Origin of the sequence: Aeromonas sp. MR19 (assembly GCF_963899305.1) — a bacterium.
GTDB lineage: Bacteria > Pseudomonadota > Gammaproteobacteria > Enterobacterales > Aeromonadaceae > Aeromonas > Aeromonas bestiarum.
The window spans coordinates 163,323-183,033 of the sequence record NZ_CAWQWZ010000053.1 but is presented as its reverse complement, the minus strand read 5'-3'; the positions used below and the strand labels follow the sequence as shown (position 1 = coordinate 183,033).

The 19,711-nt window shown below is 59.0% G+C and carries 17 protein-coding genes, 3 tRNA genes and 3 pseudogenes; 11 read left to right on the top strand and 12 right to left on the bottom strand.

The window, feature by feature from the left end:
- Window positions 1-52 precede the first annotated feature (52 nt).
- The gene (locus AACQ95_RS21535; protein ID WP_241279879.1) at window positions 53-1,027 is read left to right on the top strand and encodes a DmsE family decaheme c-type cytochrome; all 975 of its coding nucleotides are present in this window, start codon (window positions 53-55) and stop codon (window positions 1,025-1,027) included.
- A gap of 11 nt (window positions 1,028-1,038) precedes the next feature.
- Window positions 1,039-3,030, top strand: a complete 1,992-nt coding sequence (locus AACQ95_RS21530; protein ID WP_241279878.1) for an MtrB/PioB family decaheme-associated outer membrane protein — start codon at window positions 1,039-1,041, stop codon at window positions 3,028-3,030.
- A 134-nt stretch (window positions 3,031-3,164) separates the two neighbouring features.
- On the opposite strand, the gene AACQ95_RS21525 is transcribed toward AACQ95_RS21530, so the two are convergent.
- The gene (locus AACQ95_RS21525) at window positions 3,165-3,425 is read right to left on the bottom strand and encodes a hypothetical protein (RefSeq protein ID WP_241279877.1); all 261 of its coding nucleotides are present in this window, start codon (window positions 3,423-3,425) and stop codon (window positions 3,165-3,167) included.
- A 161-nt stretch (window positions 3,426-3,586) separates the two neighbouring features.
- On the opposite strand from AACQ95_RS21525, the gene AACQ95_RS21520 reads away from it, so the two are divergent.
- Entirely contained in the window at window positions 3,587-3,763 is a 177-nt protein-coding gene (locus AACQ95_RS21520) for a DUF3606 domain-containing protein (RefSeq protein WP_241279876.1), read from the top strand.
- A gap of 309 nt (window positions 3,764-4,072) precedes the next feature.
- Here the strand turns inward: AACQ95_RS21520 and AACQ95_RS21515 are convergent, their stop codons facing one another.
- Window positions 4,073-4,516, bottom strand: coding sequence for a winged helix-turn-helix transcriptional regulator (locus AACQ95_RS21515; protein WP_241279875.1), 444 nt, complete (start codon window positions 4,514-4,516; stop codon window positions 4,073-4,075).
- A gap of 104 nt (window positions 4,517-4,620) precedes the next feature.
- Here AACQ95_RS21515 and AACQ95_RS21510 point away from each other — a divergent pair, with 104 nt between their 5' ends.
- The 8 genes and pseudogenes from AACQ95_RS21510 to AACQ95_RS21475 all read left to right on the top strand — a co-directional run bounded on the left by AACQ95_RS21510 (window position 4,621) and on the right by AACQ95_RS21475 (window position 11,182).
- Window positions 4,621-5,553 carry an alpha/beta fold hydrolase gene (locus AACQ95_RS21510; RefSeq protein WP_241279874.1) on the top strand — a complete coding sequence of 311 codons (933 nt, stop codon included), beginning with the start codon at window positions 4,621-4,623 and terminating at the stop codon, window positions 5,551-5,553.
- 14 nt (window positions 5,554-5,567) lie between these two features.
- Window positions 5,568-6,584 carry an NADP-dependent oxidoreductase gene (locus AACQ95_RS21505; RefSeq protein WP_241279873.1) on the top strand — a complete coding sequence of 339 codons (1,017 nt, stop codon included), beginning with the start codon at window positions 5,568-5,570 and terminating at the stop codon, window positions 6,582-6,584.
- A gap of 51 nt (window positions 6,585-6,635) precedes the next feature.
- A complete protein-coding gene (locus tag AACQ95_RS21500) occupies window positions 6,636-7,430 on the top strand; it encodes an SDR family NAD(P)-dependent oxidoreductase (protein WP_241279872.1) in 795 nt (264 codons plus the stop codon).
- Between the two features lies 1 nt (window position 7,431).
- A pseudogene (locus AACQ95_RS21495) lies at window positions 7,432-7,707 on the top strand (replication endonuclease); the annotation flags it as partial.
- Window positions 7,708-7,777: 70 nt separating this feature from the next.
- Window positions 7,778-8,726 (top strand): annotated as a pseudogene (locus AACQ95_RS21490) (transposase).
- A 35-nt stretch (window positions 8,727-8,761) separates the two neighbouring features.
- Window positions 8,762-8,941 (top strand): annotated as a pseudogene (locus AACQ95_RS21485) (hypothetical protein); the annotation flags it as partial.
- Between the two features lie 105 nt (window positions 8,942-9,046).
- Window positions 9,047-9,688: an acyltransferase gene (locus AACQ95_RS21480; RefSeq protein ID WP_241279871.1), complete on the top strand. Its 642-nt coding sequence runs from the start codon at window positions 9,047-9,049 to the stop codon at window positions 9,686-9,688.
- 699 nt (window positions 9,689-10,387) lie between these two features.
- Window positions 10,388-11,182, top strand: coding sequence for a hypothetical protein (locus AACQ95_RS21475; RefSeq protein WP_241279870.1), 795 nt, complete (start codon window positions 10,388-10,390; stop codon window positions 11,180-11,182).
- Window positions 11,183-11,360: 178 nt separating this feature from the next.
- Here AACQ95_RS21475 and AACQ95_RS21470 read toward each other — a convergent pair.
- From AACQ95_RS21470 to msbA, 10 genes are all read right to left on the bottom strand, one after another.
- Window positions 11,361-11,447 (bottom strand) — tRNA-Leu (locus tag AACQ95_RS21470).
- Window positions 11,448-11,488: 41 nt separating this feature from the next.
- Window positions 11,489-11,562 (bottom strand) — tRNA-Cys (locus AACQ95_RS21465).
- Window positions 11,563-11,597: 35 nt separating this feature from the next.
- Window positions 11,598-11,673: transfer RNA gene (locus AACQ95_RS21460), tRNA-Gly, on the bottom strand.
- A gap of 183 nt (window positions 11,674-11,856) precedes the next feature.
- Window positions 11,857-12,411, bottom strand: a complete 555-nt coding sequence (gene pgsA / locus AACQ95_RS21455; RefSeq protein WP_042036538.1) for a CDP-diacylglycerol--glycerol-3-phosphate 3-phosphatidyltransferase — start codon at window positions 12,409-12,411, stop codon at window positions 11,857-11,859.
- 390 nt (window positions 12,412-12,801) lie between these two features.
- Window positions 12,802-14,655 (bottom strand): excinuclease ABC subunit UvrC, encoded by a 1,854-nt coding sequence (uvrC, locus tag AACQ95_RS21450; RefSeq protein WP_241279869.1) that lies wholly within the window; start codon window positions 14,653-14,655, stop codon window positions 12,802-12,804.
- A 129-nt stretch (window positions 14,656-14,784) separates the two neighbouring features.
- A complete protein-coding gene (uvrY, locus tag AACQ95_RS21445; RefSeq protein ID WP_011706579.1) occupies window positions 14,785-15,429 on the bottom strand; it encodes a UvrY/SirA/GacA family response regulator transcription factor in 645 nt (214 codons plus the stop codon).
- A 212-nt stretch (window positions 15,430-15,641) separates the two neighbouring features.
- Window positions 15,642-16,403: a 3-deoxy-manno-octulosonate cytidylyltransferase gene (kdsB, locus tag AACQ95_RS21440; protein ID WP_098983579.1), complete on the bottom strand. Its 762-nt coding sequence runs from the start codon at window positions 16,401-16,403 to the stop codon at window positions 15,642-15,644.
- Window positions 16,400-16,588, bottom strand: a complete 189-nt coding sequence (locus tag AACQ95_RS21435; protein WP_042036532.1) for a Trm112 family protein — start codon at window positions 16,586-16,588, stop codon at window positions 16,400-16,402. The genes kdsB and AACQ95_RS21435 overlap by 4 nt, the downstream gene beginning before the upstream one ends.
- A gap of 167 nt (window positions 16,589-16,755) precedes the next feature.
- Complete coding sequence (gene lpxK / locus AACQ95_RS21430) at window positions 16,756-17,751, bottom strand: tetraacyldisaccharide 4'-kinase (RefSeq protein WP_241279868.1); 996 nt, start codon at window positions 17,749-17,751, stop codon at window positions 16,756-16,758.
- Window positions 17,751-19,520 carry a lipid A ABC transporter ATP-binding protein/permease MsbA gene (msbA, locus tag AACQ95_RS21425; RefSeq protein WP_241279867.1) on the bottom strand — a complete coding sequence of 590 codons (1,770 nt, stop codon included), beginning with the start codon at window positions 19,518-19,520 and terminating at the stop codon, window positions 17,751-17,753. The genes lpxK and msbA overlap by 1 nt, the downstream gene beginning before the upstream one ends.
- Window positions 19,521-19,711: the final 191 nt, after the last annotated feature.

The window sequence follows — 19,711 nt, the reverse complement described above, 5'->3', positions numbered from 1 at the left end:
ACCACCAGGCCAGGGGACTTGCCCCTGGCCCTTTGCCGTTGAAGGACACGATATGAAAATAACCACCCCGCAGTGGCTCCTGGCGGGTTTGCTGGCACTCAGTTGCCTGCCTGTCTGGGCCAAGAGTGATGCCCAGCCGGCGGCGGCCGATGCCGATCCCCGCCTGCAGGTCGAGGCCACCCTAGACCAGAAATTCGATCAGGGAAAATACTCCCCCAAGGGCGCCGATACCTGCCTCAAGTGTCACGATGCCGACTCGCGCAAACCCGCCACCGGCATCTTCCACAATGTGCACGGCAACCTTGGCAACCAGAATGGCCCCATGGCGGACAAGCAGTGCGAAGCCTGCCACGGCCCCGCCGGCAACCACCCGCGCAACCCCCGCAAGGGGCAGCAGCGAGAACCCATGATCACCTTCGGCCCCGACTCGCCGGTCCCGGTGGAGAAGCAGAACAGCGTCTGCCTCTCCTGCCACACAGACGCCAAGCGGATGGGCTGGCATGCCAGCGCCCACGCGGTGGAGGATCTCTCCTGCACCAGCTGCCACAGCCTGCACCAGGCCAAGGATCCTGTGATGGACAGCAAGAAGCAGGTCGAGACCTGTACCAGCTGCCACGCCCAGCAGAAGGCCGATCTGCACAAGCGCACCAGCCACCCCATCCTCAATGGAGAACTGCCCTGCTCCAGCTGCCACAACCCGCACCAGTCGCAGAACGAGGCCAGCCTGAAGCAGCCCAGCCTCAACGAGAGCTGCTACGAGTGCCATGCCGAGAAACGGGGCCCCTTCCTGTGGGAACACGAGCCGGTGACCGAGGATTGCTCCCTCTGCCACAGCCCGCATGGCTCCATCAACCAGGCGCTGCTCAACAAGCGGGTACCGCAACTGTGTCAGGAGTGCCACAGCGTGCCCCATGCCAACGTCTCCATCCCCGAGGGGGATCTCAAGGTGCGTGGCGGCAGTTGCCTGAATTGTCATAACCAGATCCACGGGACCAACCACCCCAATGGTCAATCCCTGCGACGCTGAGGAGAGAAGTCATGAAATATTCAACACTTTGGCTCTCCCTGCTGGCGGTCTGTTCGGCCCAGGCGGCCGAGCAGCCGCTGGCAGTCGAGGATTACTCCCTGCAGCAGGCCAAGCCGGCCAAGACCGAGCGCTGGAGTTGCAAGTCATGCGAGCGCGACGAAGGCTGGTTTGGCGAGGTGGGGCTGGGGGCCGGCTATGCCAACGATGACGGCGCCACCCGCTTTCGCAACTGGGTACCCAGCCAGCAGGACAGCGGCATGCTCGGCATCTTCAACGCCGATCTGCAATACCGGGGAGAAGGCTCCCGCTACGGCAGCCTGGAGGTGAAGAACCTCGGCATGGAGCGCTTCAGCCTGGCGCTGGAGCAGGGTCACTATGATGGGGTCCGTGCCAGGCTGGGCTACTCGGAGTCCCCCTTCTACTGGAATTCCCATGGCCGCAGCGTCTATCAACCGGGAGAGAGCCCGCTGACCCAGGGCCAGCTGGCCGAGTTCGACAAGGAGGTGGTGCGCAAGAAGCTGACCGCCGGGCTCGCCTACACGCCGAAAAGCCCGTGGCGCCCCTACGCCGATTTTTCTCATGAGAAAAAAGAGGCCACCCTCGCCTACTACCAGCCGACCGTGCCCGGAGTCGGCGGCGTGCCCGGCCTCCTGCCCAAGCCCGTCGACGGCACCTCGACCACCCTGGTCAAGAGCGGCGTCAGTTATCTGGGCAAGGGCTGGCTGATCGATCTCGCCTACAACGGCTCCCTCTACCGCACCGATGACACGGCCCTCTATTACGGTAGTGTCACCGACCCTTACGCCAACGAGCGCGCCTATGAGCCGGACAACAACTTCCACCAGCTGAGCCTCTCCGGCCAGTACAACTGGGACAGGCAGAGCCTGACCGGGCGCGTGCTCAGCAGCCAGGCCAGTTCCAACGGCAGCCTGACCGCCTTTCGCAATGCCCCCGTCGCCCAGGATGACTTCCACGGCGAGGTAAGCACCCTGCAGGCCGACGCCAAGTGGGTGGGCCGCTTTGGCCGGGATCTCACCCTGCGCGCCGGTGGCGAGTATCGGGATCGCAAGGACAAGTCGGACGAATACGCCGTGGTCGGCAAGCAGCGCAGCAAGAGCGATCGCACCCGCAGCAAGGCGGATCTGGAGGCCGACTACCGGCTCAGTCGTGCGGTCAAGCTCACCACCGGCTACCAGTACAAGGCCGATCAGCGGGAGCAGGCCGACCGGCGCGACACCGACGAGCACACCCTGTTCCTCAAGGGGCGCTATCGCCCGGCCGGGGCGCTGCAACTGGGCGGCAAGCTCGCCTGGAGCACCCGCAACGGCTCTGACTGGCGCCATGACAGCGACGGTGGCAACGGCAGTCCGACCCTGCGCCAGTTCTATCTGGCGGACAGGGACAGGGTGGAGCTCAGAACCGACCTCGGCTACCAGTTCAGCGAGGGGCTGGATGCCAGCCTGGAAGGCTGGTGGGCCAAGGATGACTACAAGGAGCCGGACATAGGGCGCAGCGAGGGCAAGGACTATGGCCTCGACCTCACCCTCAACCAGCAGTTTGACGACAACCTGAGCGGCCATCTGTTCAGCAACCTGCAGTGGATAAGCTCAGCCCAGAACCATGCCTACACAGGCGCGCCGGACTGGGATCCCTACAGCACGGCGGTGCGCGACGAGATCACCACCCTGGGGCTGGGACTGACCCAGAAGAAGGCGTTTGACCGGGATCTCGAGCTGGGGTTCGACTACAGCTTCGCCTATGGCCGCGGCAAGACGGACGCCAGCAAGGGCTATGACTACCCGGATCTGACCAGCAAGCAGCACAGGCTGGAAGGCTATGCCCTCTATCAGCTCACCAAGCAGCACTCGCTGCGCTGGGATGTGCGCTACGAATACTTCCAGGATGTGGATTACCTCTACACAGGCGAAGAGCGCAACCTCGGCAACCTGAATCAGGACTACAACGGCTACTTCACCGCCGTCTCCTGGCTCTACAAGTTCTGACCGCTGGCAGAGCAAACCAAAGGGGAGCCTGGCTCCCCTTTTTCTTGCCTGATGAAGGACCCTATACTCGCCACCCCGGCCTGAGGCTCGCTGATCTGGCCATGGCGCTTGTGGGCTCAAGCCTCCCGTAACCATCAAGATGCTTTGGGGTATTCGGGATGCTCGGGATGCTCGGGATACTCGGGATACTCGGGATACTCGGGATGCTCGGGATGCTCGGGATACTCGGGATGCTCGGGATGCTCGGGATGCTCGGGATGCTCGGGATGCTCGGGATGCTCGGGATGCTCGGGATGCTCGGGATGCTCGGGATGCTCGGGATGCTCGGGATGCTCGGGAGTATGACCCCGACAGCCACCTGATATGGCGACCTCTTTGCGCACAATGCGCATCATCCTAGCACCAGGTCCGATGACTGGGGTCATGAGGGTGGGTTGTTTCACCCGCTACCCGCGTTGTGTGAGCCCCATCACCACGCCCACGACTTATATAGAGGAACATGAGCACCGAGTCGGGACAGCTGTCTCGCCAACCATTTCAACAAGTTGAGGTTCCTATGCCTGACAACAATACCATCGCCCATCCCCTCGATGCCAAGAGCATCAACGTCAGCGACCCCTATGAGATGAAGCTGTGGATCAAGACGTTCGAGTGCACCGAAGTCCAGCTGAAAAGAGCGGTGAAAGCCGTCGGCACCTCGGGCAAGGCCATCAGAAAGCACCTCAAAAAATAGAGGCCGGATAAACATCACCTGACAACAAGCCCCACCCGCGGGGCTTTTGCATTCAAAGAGATGGCTGAAGCGCTTGGCAGCGCCCAGACCGACATCGCTAATCTCTTCGGGCTAGTGCTGCAGCGATGAACCTGGTGGAGCAACAACATCCATTTCCCACCGGCATGCCGCATGAAGGGAGCACAAGCAGGCCAATGAAGATTGCCCCCCATCAGCCACTCACAATGGCGCAGCCGGTGTCAGTGCGAGCAGATCCTGGAAGTCGCCACCACATACCCTCTCCATCTATCCGTTTGCTCACATACCCCGTCAGATTTCATCCGGCATGACCATACGCATAGGGCGAGTCCCTATCTTGGCCCCTGTGACCTCATCCACCGCGATGGCTTTGATTTCTGTGCCCGTTTCAGCATCGAGGAAACGAACCAGCTTGCCACCGCCCCTGTGCTGGCGTCCCCACGCGCCAATCATGAAGAGCACCGGCATAAAGTCGTGACCGGCAGCGGTCAGCAGATATTCCTCGCGTGGCGGATGCTCCGAGTAGCGCCGCTTCTCTAGCAGCCCCTCCTCAGTCAGTGTCGCCAGCCGGCGGGTCAGCATAGTCGGGGCAATACCCAGACTTTTTCTGAATTGGTCAAAGCGGGTAAGGCCCGCATGGGCATCTCGCAGGATCAATATGCTCCATGAATCGCCCGCGACAGCCAAGCTGCGCGCGATCGGGCAGGAGAGATTACAATTATTTTCCATGTTCATACTGTTTTGATAGTGACTTGTTGGTGAATCGATCGCATCGTGAGTACTAATTTGATACTAACACTTTGACTATGTGCAATCCACCCGGCACTGAGGTTTCATTGATGAGCACGAACGACAGAAGCATCGCCCCGGCAACCGGAGCATCTTCAGGTACCGACGCAGCGACTGCGGTACCACAGATAGGCAATGTGGCATGGAAAGATGTACCGACCCGCACGATTGACGTTGGCGGGGTACCTTTCGCCTACCGGGCCCTCGGTCCCGACTCCGGCGTGCCTGTGATCTTCCTGCACCACCTGATGGCCGTGCTCGACGACTGGGATCCCCGTGTCATCGACGGCATCGCCGCGCAGCGTCGGGTTATCGCCTTTGACAATCACGGTGTGGGTGCCTCGGGGGGAGTGGTGCCGCAGACTATCGAGGAGATGGGGCGCGATGCCATCGCCTTCATCCGTGCCTTGGGACTTCGCAGCGTCGATCTGCTCGGATTCTCATTGGGCGGTGGCGTAGCCCAGATGGTGGCCTTGCAGGCTCCAGACCTGGTGCGTCGGATTGTCCTGGCTGGCACTGGACCACGGGGGGGCGGCGGTATCGATGGGATCACCAGCATTGCCGTCATCGCTTACCTCAAAGCGGCGCTCACGCTGAGCGATCCGAGGAATTTCTTGTTTTTCCCCCGCACGCCGGATGGCAAGCGCGCTGCAAAAGACTACTTCTCTAGGCTGAAGGAGCACACTCATAACCGTGACAAACCCATTTCCCTGCAGGCCAGACGGGCACAACTCAAGGCCATCAGAACTGCAGGATTGAGTGGGCCAGATGACCTATCTGTCATCACACAACCGGTGTTCGTCGCCAACAGTGACCGTGATCTGATGGTCGACAGCCGCCATTCGGCCGACATGGCTCGCCGTCTGCCGAATGCCAAGCTGACTATCTACCCGAATGCCGGGCATGGGGGCATCTTCCAGCACTACCAAGCCTTTGTGCCAGCTGTGCTGGATTTTCTGACTGACTCCAGTGATCCGACATGAATGAAAGGCCAAAGATGAAAAGCCAAACAATGAAAGCACTCACCTTCAAACGCTATGGCAAGTCGCCCGACATCGGGCTCACCGACCTGCCCCGTCCCACACTTAGGCCTGACGAGCTACTCGTTGAGGTCCACGCTGCGGCCGTGAACCCGATCGACAACATGATCCTGACCGGGATATTCAAACCAATACTGGATTTCCAATTTCCGGCCACTGTAGGGAGCGATCTGGCCGGAGTGGTGACTGAGGTCGGCAGCCGCGTGACGCGCTTCAAGCCAGGCGATGCCATCTTCGCAAACATCTTCGACCTGGGTACGGGGTCGATCGCTGAGTTCGCGGTGGTGCCGGAAAGCGCAGCCGCATTGAAACCGGCCAATCTGGACTTCGTGCAGGCGGCATCTATCCCCATGGTCGGGCTCACCTCGTGGCAAGCGCTGAGGGAGCGAGCACATCTTCGGGCTGGCCAGAAGGTGTTCATTCCCGCGGGAGCTGGCGGCATCGGCACGTTCGCTATCCAGCTGGCAAAACACCTTGGCGCCAAGGTGGGCACCACCACCAGCACGGGCAACGTTGCACTGGTGCGCAGCCTGGGCGCCGACGAAGTGGTCGACTACAAGAAACAGGAATTCGAGAACGTGCTGCGCGGTTACGACGCCGTACTCGGCACCATCAGGGGGGATGCGCTAGAGAAGTCCGTTGGCATCCTCACGCCGGGGAGCAAGATCGTCTCGCTCGTTGGGCCGCTGGACGCCGCGTTCGCGCGTGATCGACGGCTGAACATAGTGCTGACCTGCCTGTTCCGGTTGATGAGCCGCAAGATCATGCGCCTTGCGAAGAAGCGGGACGTTACCTACTCCTTTCTCTTTGCGCGCCCAGATGGGGCTCAACTTGCCGAAATCGGCAAACTCCTCGAGCAGGGACATATCCGACCCGTGATCGACAGGGTGTTCCCGTTCGAGCAGGCAAAAGAGGCGCTTGCCTATCTGGCCCAAGGCCATGCCAAGGGTAAAGTCGTCATCAAAATGACGTAAAAAACCAACTGAATATCAAGGCTTTAATCACCTGATTGATAGAGGAATACCATGAACTCATCTAGAAAAGTCGCGGTTGTCACCGGTGCGTCATCCGGTATTGGCGCCATCTACGCGGATCGTTTTGCCCAACGTGGCTATGACCTATTGCTCGTCGCACGGCGCGGTGACCGCTTGCAGCGTCTCGCTGCTCGGCTTGAGCAGACATACCACATCAAGGCTGACACCCTGGTGGCCGATCTTGAGAAAGAAATCGACCTCGCGGCCCTGGAAAGCATCCTCGCGGGTCATTCCGCCATCAGTGTACTGGTGAACAACGCCGGTATTGCCAAGCTGGGCCAAGTTGCCGACGCACAGCTGAAAGACTCACTGGCGCAGATCGCATTGAACATCACTGCACTGACGCGCCTGACGCAGGCCGTGCTGCCGGCGTTCAAGGCACGCAACGAGGGAGTCATTATCAACATTGCCTCGGCATTGGCGCTTCATGCGTTGCCGGTCAGCGCCGTCTACAGTGGCACCAAGGGCTTTGTTCTCAACTTCAGCCGGGGTCTGCAGCAAGAACTGGTCAATACCAATATCAGGGTTCAAGTGGTGCTACCCGCGGCCACAGCCACCGATCTTTGGGATATTTCCGGGGTACCACTGGCAGCATTGCCGCAAGAAACTGTGATGTCTGCCGAGCATCTTGTCGACGCCGCACTGGCCGGTTTCGACCAAGGCGAGTCGGTCACATTGCCGTCGCTGGCAGACACAGGCCTGTGGGAGCGATTCGACGCTGCACGCGCCGAACTGTTTGACGCGATGCAGACCAGTCAGCCTGCACCCAGGCTCCTTCCCCTCTGACCATGGCCGGGCCATTGAAAACAAACGGTATGCAGGCGCCACCCCGCGTGAAACTGGTGCCTATATAGCCAAGCTGTGGAGCTTGCTCCGGGCCTATCTGAGATGGGGAGAGGATCCTGTCTATGGCTTTCAGGTCTGCGAACCGCACCATGACGGCACGCCGCACTGGCACCTGCTGCTGTTTATGTGCCCCGCCGACCAATGGCGGGTGATCTGCACCCTGCAGCATTACGCCCTGAGCCATGACCACCAGGAGCTGGAGCGCAACAACCAGGGGATTGTAGTGGTCTAATCATCCCGGACACCATTTTAGGGTGTACAGTCGCCACCATAATGAGAGGTGTTCAATGACAAGATTACGTCACTCATTGACTGCCGAGTTCAAACATCCCTGGTGCTCGGCCAGGGATATTCTGTCCCTGAAGCCAGCCGTTCACTGGATGTCGGTGAAACCGTGCTTCGCCGATGGGTTCAGCAGCTTCAATCCGAACGCACTGGTACAACCCCTATCAGCAAGGCGCTGACCCCAGAGCAGCAGAAAATCCAGGAGCTGGAAGCCCGCATAAACCGACTTGAACGCAAGAAGGACATTCTAAAAAAGCTACGGCTCTCTTGATGGCGGACGAGCTCGAACGTACGCGCTGATAGACCGATTAAGGGAGCAAGCCCCCATCACCCTGGTCTGCTGCGCTTTCGATGTTCCAACATCCTGTTTTTACGACTATCTGGCCCGCAAGCGAGCGATTAACCGTGAGCGGATGCAGCAACGCAGCGCGTTACGCCGTTTGTTCAAAGAGAGCCGGGGCTAGGCAGGCAGCCACACCTTGATGTCGACGATGCTGGAGGTGGGTACCGGATTGGACGATTCAAGGTGCGCAGCCTGATGAAAGAAACCGGGCTGGTATCCAAACAGCCGGGCGCGCATCGTTATCAGGCCGCCCGGTCTGAACGGCCGGATATTCCCAATCTGTTGTCGCGTGAATTTGATGTCCAGCAATCCAATCAGGTGTGCTGTTTCACTCCGACCAAGGTTGCCAATACGGTAGCCGGGCATTTCGGCAACGGCTGTGGCGCTATCGTATGACGTAGAGCATGAGTCGGCGTGGTAACTGTTGGGATAACGCCCCGATGGAGCGGTTGTTCAGAAGCCTTAAAACGGAGTGGGTTACGGCCATGGGATACATGAGCCTGTCGGAGGCGAAACGAGATGTCAGTTACTACCTGATGGATTACTACAACTGGCGGCGTCCACATCACCACAATGATGGGATACCACCAGCAGCAGCCGAAAATTAGTCTAACCAAGTGTCCGGATTTAGTTGACCACTACACTTGGGACCGACAGCCTCAACATCTTCCGACTGCTGCAGTTGATGAACGTGGTGGAGCAGTTGGCCGCAGCGACAGCCAGCCATACCCACGGCAGCAGGCCAACGCCCAGTAACAGCGAGGCCATGACAGGACATGGCCAACAGGCCAAGCAGTTGGCCGGCCAGCTCTCCCCCATCATCGTAGTAATCACCCTAACGACGTGGAGTATTATGATGTTTCTGACGAATCTGAGGAGAGACTCAGCATGGTAAGATACTGCAATAACGATTAGAGGAATGACCCCTGTGGCTCTGCAAACCATACTGAGAAAAATCGCAATGAACCTGCTCAATCAGGTTCATTCATCGTCCAGTAATCACATCCATCTATCTCCTAGTGCGCGTCTCAGAAAATGTGCAATCTCAATTGGGGATGGCGAGAACCACTTCCAAGTGGATGAAGATGCCCAGATAAGAAGGTGCAACATCACGATTGAGGGGCTAGGCAATCGTCTAGTCATTCACAAAGGTTGTAACTTGAGAGGCTTGGTGATCGAGGTGCTAGGGAACAACTGCACCCTAGAGATTGGCAAGAATGTGAAGAATACCGGCCCTGGAAAATTATCATGTCGTGAAGAAGGCACCCGTCTGCTCATTGGTGACAACTCACTTTTAGCCACCGGGATCACGATGCTGACCAGCGATGGCCACGATATCTATGGCACCGCCGGAACACGCATCAACCCAGCGAAAGATATCATCATCGGTACAAAAGTATGGATCGGCCAAGAAGCAATGATATTGAAGGGAGCCCGCATCGAAGATGGCTCTGTTATTGGTGCCCGCTCCATCGTAACTGGCAGAATCGAAACCGCGAGCATCGCTGTTGGTAACCCAGCCAAATCGATCCGCTCGAATGTCACGTGGGATGAGCACCTGACTTACTAGGGCTGACCATCAAGTTCAGGTGAAGAAGGCCCCACAATGTGGGGCCTTCTTCTATCTTCATGACAGCGCCTGAGCATGGCCAGGTAATGGCGCCGCATGAAGAGGCAGCCATCGGGCAGCGTTACATCATACGTGAAGCCTGAGCTCGCTCACAGCCTCCCAGCGCACGGCGGCGACGCCCACCGCCGCGTCTGCGTCACGGAAACCACGCTCATCCGCTCCCGCCTGCGCGCCGCACCAATAAAATTTTTTGCAAAAGTGGATTACCGCAAAACCATAGGCCCAGGCCGCGCCAGATAAAGGATCTGCGGCTTGGTGAGGATCTGAAAGGATCGAAAGACATTGCAGGATTTTACAGTTTGAAAAGGCCCTGACAAGCGGCGGATAAAACGTAAGTCGTTGAATATATTGGGATGGTTGTACTTTTCGTGGGAATTTGAACTATCAGGAAAGGTCCAGTTTGCCGCGAGGGAACAGCTAGAAGGCGTTTTGTTTCAGATAGTTAGGTGTGATGAGCGCTGATCTGATAACTGAAATGTTGAAAGGGGCCGATCAGTCTTGATGCCCTCCCCCCCCCACGATTGTGCGGTCTGTTCCCCCAAACAATGTGGACTCGCACAACCCCTAAAACACTGTTAAAGTGCCAGCCTGCATAAAACTCAACAACCTATAAAACGCGTAAGACTGAAGGCAAAAGCTATGGTGATAACAAAGTCTCTGGTATGCGCAACGATACCTACACTGCTGCTACAAGGAATCAGCTTTGGCACATGGGCTAAAGGAGAACAAATTTGCTCGTCGAATCAACTCGCGGCCATCAAGACTCGTTTGCCTTCAAACACCGAACTGACAGCCAGTGCCTGTAAGACGTTGCCAAACCAGCCAGAAGTAACCTTAATCTCCTACATTTTTCCAAATAATGGGGAGCACAATGATGATATGTCTCTACCCATAAGTCTCTGGCGAGTAGAACTCATTTCCCAGGGAAAAGTAAGACAGCAGTTTGAAGAGCTCATTGAAGAAGATGCCAGTATCCGTATCGGTAGCTCCAGTATATGGCTCGATACAGCTCCCTACCTACTGGCCAAAGGAGAACGAGCCTTTGGGGTGAGACTTGATATCGGCTATGGCCCCTCTTGTGCTGATGGTTATAGGTCCAGATTCTTACATCTCTTCCGACAGCATAACAGAACCCTACAACGCGTAATGAATGGCGCCCCTATGCTGCACACCTACATCCGAAAAGGCGTGCCTTGCTTACCAGAGAAAATTGATTTAGAACAAGGAATATCCTACATCCAAGTTCTGCCAAATATGTCGAACGGTCTACACGACCTTAAAGTGGTAACCAAAGCAAAGACTGAGACTCATAATCCGGATGGCTCCTCTCGACCTGTCAGCCAAAGAACATTGAGCACCACTCTGCGCTTCAATGGCCATGAATACCCGATTGGAGAATGGAATAACTTACCGAGCAAGGAGTGGTGGAAGTAGTCGACCATCCCCTACCCCACACGGCAAATGCCTCAGGTATATACAGGACCCTATAAAAGCCTGCCTTCAGCAGGCTTTGTTGTTTTGACGCTGTAGACTCGACACAATCGCTGTCGCCACTTGGCCGGAAACAAAAAGGCCACTATTGCTAGTGGCCTTCGTAAGTCTTTGATTTTAATGGTGCCCGAGGCCGGAATCGAACCGGCACGACGCGAACGTCGAGGGATTTTAAATCCCTTGTGTCTACCGATTTCACCACTCGGGCACCGCAATCGGTATCAAGTCCGCGCGGCGGGCTTGTCAATATGGAGGCACGTTCCGGAGTCGAACCGGACTAAACGGATTTGCAATCCGCTGCATAACCGCTTTGCTAACGCGCCATGCAAAAGAGAGTTGGCTCTCTATTGTCTGAATTTGGAGCGGGAAACGAGACTCGAACTCGCGACCCCGACCTTGGCAAGGTCGTGCTCTACCAACTGAGCTATTCCCGCATTGATCTGGCTGACTGCCTGACTACGAGGACGCATTCTAGCGATGTTCCTCGCCTAGTCAACCAAAAATGTTTAATACCCTGATCGTTCGAGTGTTTTTTACCCTTTCCCTGCACTTTTACCACTCATGATCGTTTCCCTGCCTCAATGGCGGGGAAACGATGCTTTATGCCAAAGCAGGCACTAGAAGCGGGAGTGGTAGGTCAGATCGCCCCAGGCGGCCTTCATGTACTGGAACATGGACCAGAAGGTGAGCACGGTCGCCACATAGAGCAACACGTAGGCGAGCCATACCATCCAGATGTCGTACTGCCAGATGAGGCCGGTGAGCGACACCATCTGGATCATGGTCTTCCACTTGCCAATCCAGCTGACCGCCACCGAGGAGCGTTTGCCGAGCTCGGCCATCCATTCACGCAGGGCGGAGATGATGATCTCGCGGCCAATCATGGTCATGGCGGGTATGGTGACCCAGATGGTGTTGTAGTGTTCGACTATGACCACCAGCGCCGCCGCCACCATGATCTTGTCGGCGACCGGATCGAGGAAGGCGCCGAAGGCGGTGGACTGGTTCAGCTTGCGGGCGAGGTAGCCATCAAACCAGTCGGTCGCGGCCGCCAGAATGAAAACGAGGGCCGCCGCCAGATAGGACCACTGATAGGGTACATAGAACAGGATGACGAAGACGGGGATGAGCAAGATCCGAAAAAACGTCAGCAGGTTAGGAATATTTGTCATTATTTTCAGCCACTTCTTGTATGCCGCTACATGGTAGCCCCAAGCCGATCACGGATGCAACCGGACAGGCGCCCGCCTTGGTCTATTAATCCATCAACAACCTCAGGATGCGGGCCATTATGGCATTTACGGGCCCCCTGCGTCACGGCTCTTGTGCACCCAGAGGCGGGATGGTGGCCACGATTCAGAGCGAATGGATGGACTGGGTTGAATACCGAGCACGACGAGCCCTGACCTCCGGCTCAGATCGAATGCAAGGCATCGTGAATGGCGTGGGTCAGACCAGCACCTGGCTGATGCCGAGCGCTCTGCCGGCTCAGAGCGAGTGCAGGGCATCGTTAATGGTGTGGGTCAGACCAGCGCCAGGCTGATGCCGAGCACTCTGCCGCCTCAGAGCGAGTGTAAGGCATCATGAATGGACTGGGCCAGCTCCTGGCTGATGCCGGGCACCTTGGCGAGCTCGTCCACCCCTGCCTTCTTCACCTCCTGCAACCCGCCCAGGTACTTGAGCAGGGCCTGACGACGCTTGGGCCCCACCCCCGGAATGTCCTCCAGGGTGCTGGTGGTGCGGGCCTTGGCTCGGCGGGCCCGGTGGCCCGTGATGGCAAAACGGTGGGATTCGTCGCGAATATGCTGAATAAGGTGCAAAGCGGGCATATCTGCCGGCAAGTGCAGCTCTTCGTGACTGTCCCCCAGGATCAGGGTCTCCAGTCCCGCCTTGCGGGTCACCCCCTTGGCGATGCCCACCAGCAGCGGATATTTGCCGCCGAGGAACTCCAGCTGACGGGCCAGGATCTCCTCGGCGCGGCGCAGCTGACCCAGGCCGCCGTCGATAAACAGCACGTCCGGCACCTTGTCCGGCTCCTGCAGCTTGCCAAAGCGCCGCTCCAGCACCTGCTCCATGGCGGCGTAGTCATCCCCCCCCGTGATACCATCGATATTGAAACGGCGGTATTCCGAGGAGAGCGGCCCCTCCCGGTTGAACACCACGCAGGAGGCTACTGTACGCTCGCCCATGGTATGGGAGATGTCGTAACACTCCATCCGGGCGATGGGCTGCTCCAGCTCCAGCAACTCTTCCAGCTGGCTGAAGCGGGCCTGGGTGGTGCTCTTGTGGGCGAGGCGCGAGCGCAGCGCCGTCTGCGCATTGATGGAGGCGAGCTTGATAAAGCGCGCTCGTTCACTACGAGTACGGCTCACCACCCGCACCTTGTAACCTGCGGTCTGGCTCAGGGTCTCGGCAATCACGCTCTCGTCCTCGAGGGCCACGTCCAGCAGCACCTCGCTCGGGATCTGCCTGCCCCCCTGCCCCGACAGATAAAACTGCAGCAGGAAGGATTGCACCACCTCGTCGAGCTGGGTATCGGCCGGGACTTTCGGGAAATAGCTGCGGGAACCCAGCACCTTGCCCTGACGAATGAAGAGCACATGGATGCAGGCGGCGCCTTGCTCGAATGCCACCCCCACCACATCCAGTTCATCGAGCACGTTGCCACTCACCGACTGCTGCTCGGTCACCCGGCGCAGGGCCTGGATCTGATCCCGGTAGCGGGCCGCATCCTCGAAGCGCAGATCGCCGCTGGCAGACTCCATCTTGCCCACCAGCTCCCCTATCACCTGCTGGTTCTTGCCCGCCAGAAACAGCTTGGCCAGCTCCACCTGCTGGGCATATTCCGTCTCACTCACCAACCCCGCCACGCAAGGGCCGGCGCAGCGCTTGAGCTGATAGAGTAGGCAGGGACGGGTACGGTTGGCATAGACGGCATCCTCGCACTGGCGCACCGGGAAGATCTTCTGCATCAAATGCAGGCTCTCGCGCACGGCGCCGCCGGAGGGGTAAGGGCCGAAGTACTCCCCCTTCACCTTGCGGGCGCCGCGATGGACGCCGATGCGGGGATGCCGGTGCCCTGTGATGATGATCCAGGGGTAGGATTTGTCGTCGCGCAGCAGCACGTTGTAGCGCGGCTGATATTGCTTGATGAGGTTGTGCTCGAGGATCAGCGCCTCTGTCTCTGTGTGGGTCACCATCACCTGGATATCGGCGATCTGGCGCACCAGGGTGTGGGTCTTGATGCTGTCGACCTTGGTGCGAAAGTAGGAGGAGAGCCGTTTTTTAAGATCCTTGGCCTTGCCCACATAGATGACGGTGCCACCGCTGTCATACATGCGGTAGACGCCGCTCTGGTGAGTCACGGCGCTCAGAAAGGCCTTGCTGTCAAAAAGGGGCTCGGGAGAAAGGGTCATCGGCTACTCGGCTCAACACAAAGGGGCGAAAACGATAGAAGTCGGCATCAACGGGGAGAGCATACTGCGCCAGGCCGGCGAAATGCAAAAAGGCGGCACCCGCCGCCTTTTTGACTGCCCGCAACCCGCTTACAGGGTGTCGGCGTCCAACATGCCATAGCGAATGGCCAGATGGGTCAGCTCCACATCGCCGTTGATGTTGAGCTTGCTGAACAGGCGGTAACGGTAGCTGTTGACCGTCTTCGGGCTCAGGTTCAGCTGCTCTGAGATGTCGGTCACCTTCTGCCCCTTGGTGATCATCATCATGATCTGCAACTCGCGCTCGGAGAGGGACTTGAAGGGATTTTCATCCGCCGACGCAAACTGGCTGAGCGCCATCTGCTGGGCGATCTCGGGGGAGATGTAACGCTGGCCCGAGTGCACCAGGCGAATGGCGTGGATCATCTCGTCCGGGGCGGCGCCCTTGGTGAGATAACCGGCGGCACCCGCCTGCATCACCTTGGTGGGGAATGGATTTTCTGAATGAATGGTCAGCACTATGATGCGCACATCGGGCCGGATCCGCAGTATCTTGCGGGTCGCCTCCAGGCCGCCGATGCCCGGCATGTTCATGTCCATCAGGATCACGTCTGGATGGTGCTGACGACAGAAAGTGACTGCGGTTTCCCCGCTCTGCGCCTCGCCCACCACCTTGATCCCGCGGACATCTTCCAAAATGCGTCTTATCCCTGTACGCACCAACTCATGATCATCGACCAGGAATACATTTATCACCCAAACACCCCGTTTTTTTATCTCGTTATATGCCAGTTAGGGTTAACACGGCGTCTTGCATCATAACCAAACTCGCTGGTTTGGCAAACCATGGGCGGGAAAAGTTTGAAAGTGCTCATAAATGACGTTTGTAATCAAATAATTATGCAAGGATTCAACACAAAAAACGGCGCCCGCAGGCACCGTTCAGAGTCATGTCGGTGGCGCTGGCATCAGTTCGCCAGCAGCGCACGCACCTTGTCCAGATCGGCCTGGGTATCCACCCCGACCGGCGGCGCTTGCAGCGCCTGGGCCACGTGGATCTTCTCCCCGTACCAGAGCACCCGCAGCTGCTCCAGAGCCTCGACCTGTTCCAGCACGCTCGGCGCCCAGTCCACGTAACGCTGGATGAAACCGGCACGATAGGCGTAGATACCGATGTGACGCTGGTAGTGATCGCCAATCTGTTCGTGGCCCTTGGCAAAGCGATCCCTGTCCCAGGGAATGCTGGCCCGGCTGAAGTAGAGGGCGTAGCCATCCTTGTCGGTCACCACCTTGACCGCGTTGGGGTTGAACGCCTCCTCCGCATCAACAATGGGCACAGAGAGGGTAGCCATGGGCGCCGTCGCCGCGGCCAGATTGTCGGCCACCTGACGTATGATAGCGGGCGGAATGAGCGGCTCATCCCCCTGCACATTGACGATGATGGTATCGCTGGCAAAGCCGTAGTGACGGCACACTTCCGCCAGACGCTCGGTGCCGGACTGGTGATCCTGCGAGGTCATGCACACCTCAAAGCCCGCGAGCGCGGCACAGGAGGCCAGCGCGCTGCGTACCCGCTCGTCATCGGTGGCGACGATCACCCGATCCGCGCCGGATTGCAGGGCCTTTTCCACCACGTGCTGCACCATGGGCTTGCCATGGATGTCCGCCAGCGGCTTGCCCGGCAAGCGGGTGGAGGCGTAGCGGGCAGGAATGATCACCACGAAACTCATGACGGCATCTCGTCGCTATTGAGGTGACGGGCGCGGTTCTCCAGCAGCACAGGGATCCCCTCCTCCAGCGGATAGGCCAGCTTGTCGAAACGGCAGACCAGCTCGTGTACGGCCTTGTTGTAGTGCAGCTTCCCCTTGCAAACCGGGCAGGCGATGATGTCGAGCAATTTGATATCCAGTGCCAAAACGAAACTCCTTCAACGATGTCGAGCAAGCGACTATCTCGAGCGGGCCAAAATGCCGGGCACGCTATGATGTCGAGCCATTGATATTCTAAAACCCGGAGCCAAATCGCGGCTCCTTCCACTCTATCGAGCGGGCCAGGATGCCGGACCAGCCGGCATGCCATTCTTCAGTGTTCAGTGTCGGAAGCGGGCGCCTTTGCCGGATGCAATTTCTGCAACAGGCTGTCGAGCAAGGAAGCAGGCAACTCGGCACTGACCGGCAGATACCACCAGTTATCCGGCGCAAACCCACGACACTTGACCGCGTCTTTTTCGGTCATCAGCAACGGCCGTTCGCCGAAGCGGGCGAGCAGTTCATCCCGCTCAAACGCCTGATGATCCGCATAACCGACGCTCTGCTGCAGCTCATAACCGAGACGGGTCAGGGTGGCGAAGAAACGGGGGGGATGGCCTATGCCGGCCAGGGCATCCACGCTGCGGGGCAAGGGCTCGCTGGCGGGCATGTCATCGCGCACCCGGCGCGGCGCATCGGCCACCAGCGCCATGGGGTACTCCCCTCGGGCCGGCGTGCCGCCGTTGCAGATGATGGCATCCACCCGCTTGAGCCGGGTCACGGGCTCGCGCAGCGGCCCCATGGGCAGCAGGCAGGCGTTGCCAAAACGACGCACGCCGTCCACCACCACCAGTTCGATGTCGCGGGCCAGCCCATAGTGCTGCAGACCGTCGTCTGTGATGATGATGTCCACCTCGCCACCTTGCTCCAGCAGACGCACCGCATCGGCCCGTTTCGGGGCGACCACCACGGGGCAGCCGCAGCGACGGGCGATGAGCACAGGTTCGTCACCCGCCTGCGCCGTGCTGCTATTGGCATCGAGCCGGTAGGGATAATGGGGCGCCTTGCCGCCATAGCCGCGGCTCACCACCCCGGGCCTGAACCCGCGGGCTTGCAGCTGTTCCACCAGCCAGACCACGACCGGGGTCTTGCCGTTGCCGCCCACCGAGATATTGCCCACCACGATCACCGGCTGGCTGGCCCGATAGGCCCTGAACCAGCCGCGTCGATAGGCGACGCGACGAGCGCCGCTGATGATGGCAAACAGCAGGGCAAAGGGGGCCAGCAACCAGCGCCAGCGGCTCTGCCCATACCAGAGTTGCTGCAGCATTAGCCCTTGGTACCCGCAGCAACGTTGCCGAACTGGATGGCGCGCAACTGGGCATAGGTGCCCTGATTGGCCATCAAGGCTTCGTGGTTGCCGCGCTCGACGATATGACCCTCGTCGATCACCAGGATCTCGTCCGCCTTCTCTATGGTGGAGAGGCGGTGGGCGATCACCAGCGAGGTGCGCGCCTTGCACAGTTCGTCGATGGCAGCCTGGATGTGACGCTCGGACTCGGTATCGAGCGCAGAGGTCGCCTCATCCAGCAGCAACACGGGGGCATCGCGCAGCAGGGCGCGGGCGATGGCGATACGCTGGCGCTGACCACCGGACAGTGAGGCCCCGTTCTCGCCGACCACGGTATCGTACCCCTGGGTCATCTTGCTGACGAACTCGTCGGCATGGGCGATGCGGGCCGCCTGCTGGATCTCGTCGCGGCTGTATTTCTCTTCCGCCGCATAGGCGATGTTGCTGGCGACAGTGTCGTTGAACAGGTGCACGTGCTGGGAGACCAGGGCGTACTGCTTGCGCAGCTCGCTCAGGCGATACTCGCGAATATTGACGCCATCCAGCAGGATCTCGCCCTGCTCCACGTCGTAGAAACGGGTCAGCAGGCTGGCGATGGTGCTCTTGCCGGAGCCTGAGCGCCCCACCAAGGCCACGGATTTACCCGCTTCCACCTTGAAGCTGACGTTGTGCAGCGCAGGGGTGTCCTTGGTCGGGTAGGTGAAGGTGACGTTGCGAAACTCGATCTCGCCACGGGCGCGATCCAGGGTACGGGTACCTGTGTCCTCTTCCGGGGTGGAATCGAGCAGACCGAACAGGCTCTGACAGGCGGTGATGCCGCGCTGGAACTGGTTGTTCACGTCGGTCAGGCTCTTGAGCGGCTTGAGCAGCATCATCATGGAGGTGACCATGACGGTGAAGGTACCGGCGGTCAGGGTCGCCTTGACCGAGTCTATGGTGGCCACGTAGAGGAACACGGCCAGGGCGACCGAGGCCACCATCTGCACTATGGGGCTGCCGATGGCATCGGCGGCGACCATTTTCATGGTCTGCTGGCGCATGTGGTTGCTGACGCGGAAGAAGCGTTTCTCTTCGACCTGCTGGCCACCGAACATCAGCACCTCTTTATGACCCTTGAGCATCTGCTCGGTCGAGGTGGTGATGTCGCCCACCGCCTGCTGGATGTGGCGGCTGATCTTGCGAAAACGACGGCTGATGAGGCCAATCAGTATGCCCACCACAGGGCCCACCACCAGGAAGATCACCGACAACTGCCAGGAGTGCCAGAACATCAGGCCGAGCAGACCGATCACGGTCGCCCCTTCCCGCACCAGCGAGACCAGAGTGGAGCTGGCTGCAGAGGAGACCTGACCGGCGTCATAGGTCACCTTGGCCAGCAGGTTGCCGGTATTCTGGCGATCGAAGAAGCTCATGGGCATGGCCATCAGGTGGCTGAACACCTGCTGTTGCAGCCGCATCACCACATGGTTGCCGACCCAGGCCATGCAATAGTTGGAGAGGAAGGTGGCGCAGCCACGCAGGGCAACGATGCCGAGTACGAAGAAAGGCATCCATTTCAGCACGCCGCTGTCATTGCCATTGAGGCCCTGATCGATCAGTGGCTTGATGGAGTAGACGAAGGTGGTATCCACGGCGGCATAGCCCAGCATCCCTATGATGCCGCCGACCAGACCCAGCTTGCGATCCCGGACATAACCGAGCAGACGCTTGAAGACGGGCCAGCTGTCTTGTGAGGTTTCTTGTTGCATGAATAGCCGTTAATAAGGGAAATGACGGGGTATTCTAGCCAAAGCTTGCGCATCCACCAAGCGCCGCCATCTTGATAGCCAGAGTCCACACCGGAAATGACGGATTAATGCCCAAGCCAACGCCTGCGCATCCACCAGGCACCGCCATCTTGATAGCCAAAACCCGGCACTCGACAGAAGGAGATGATGGA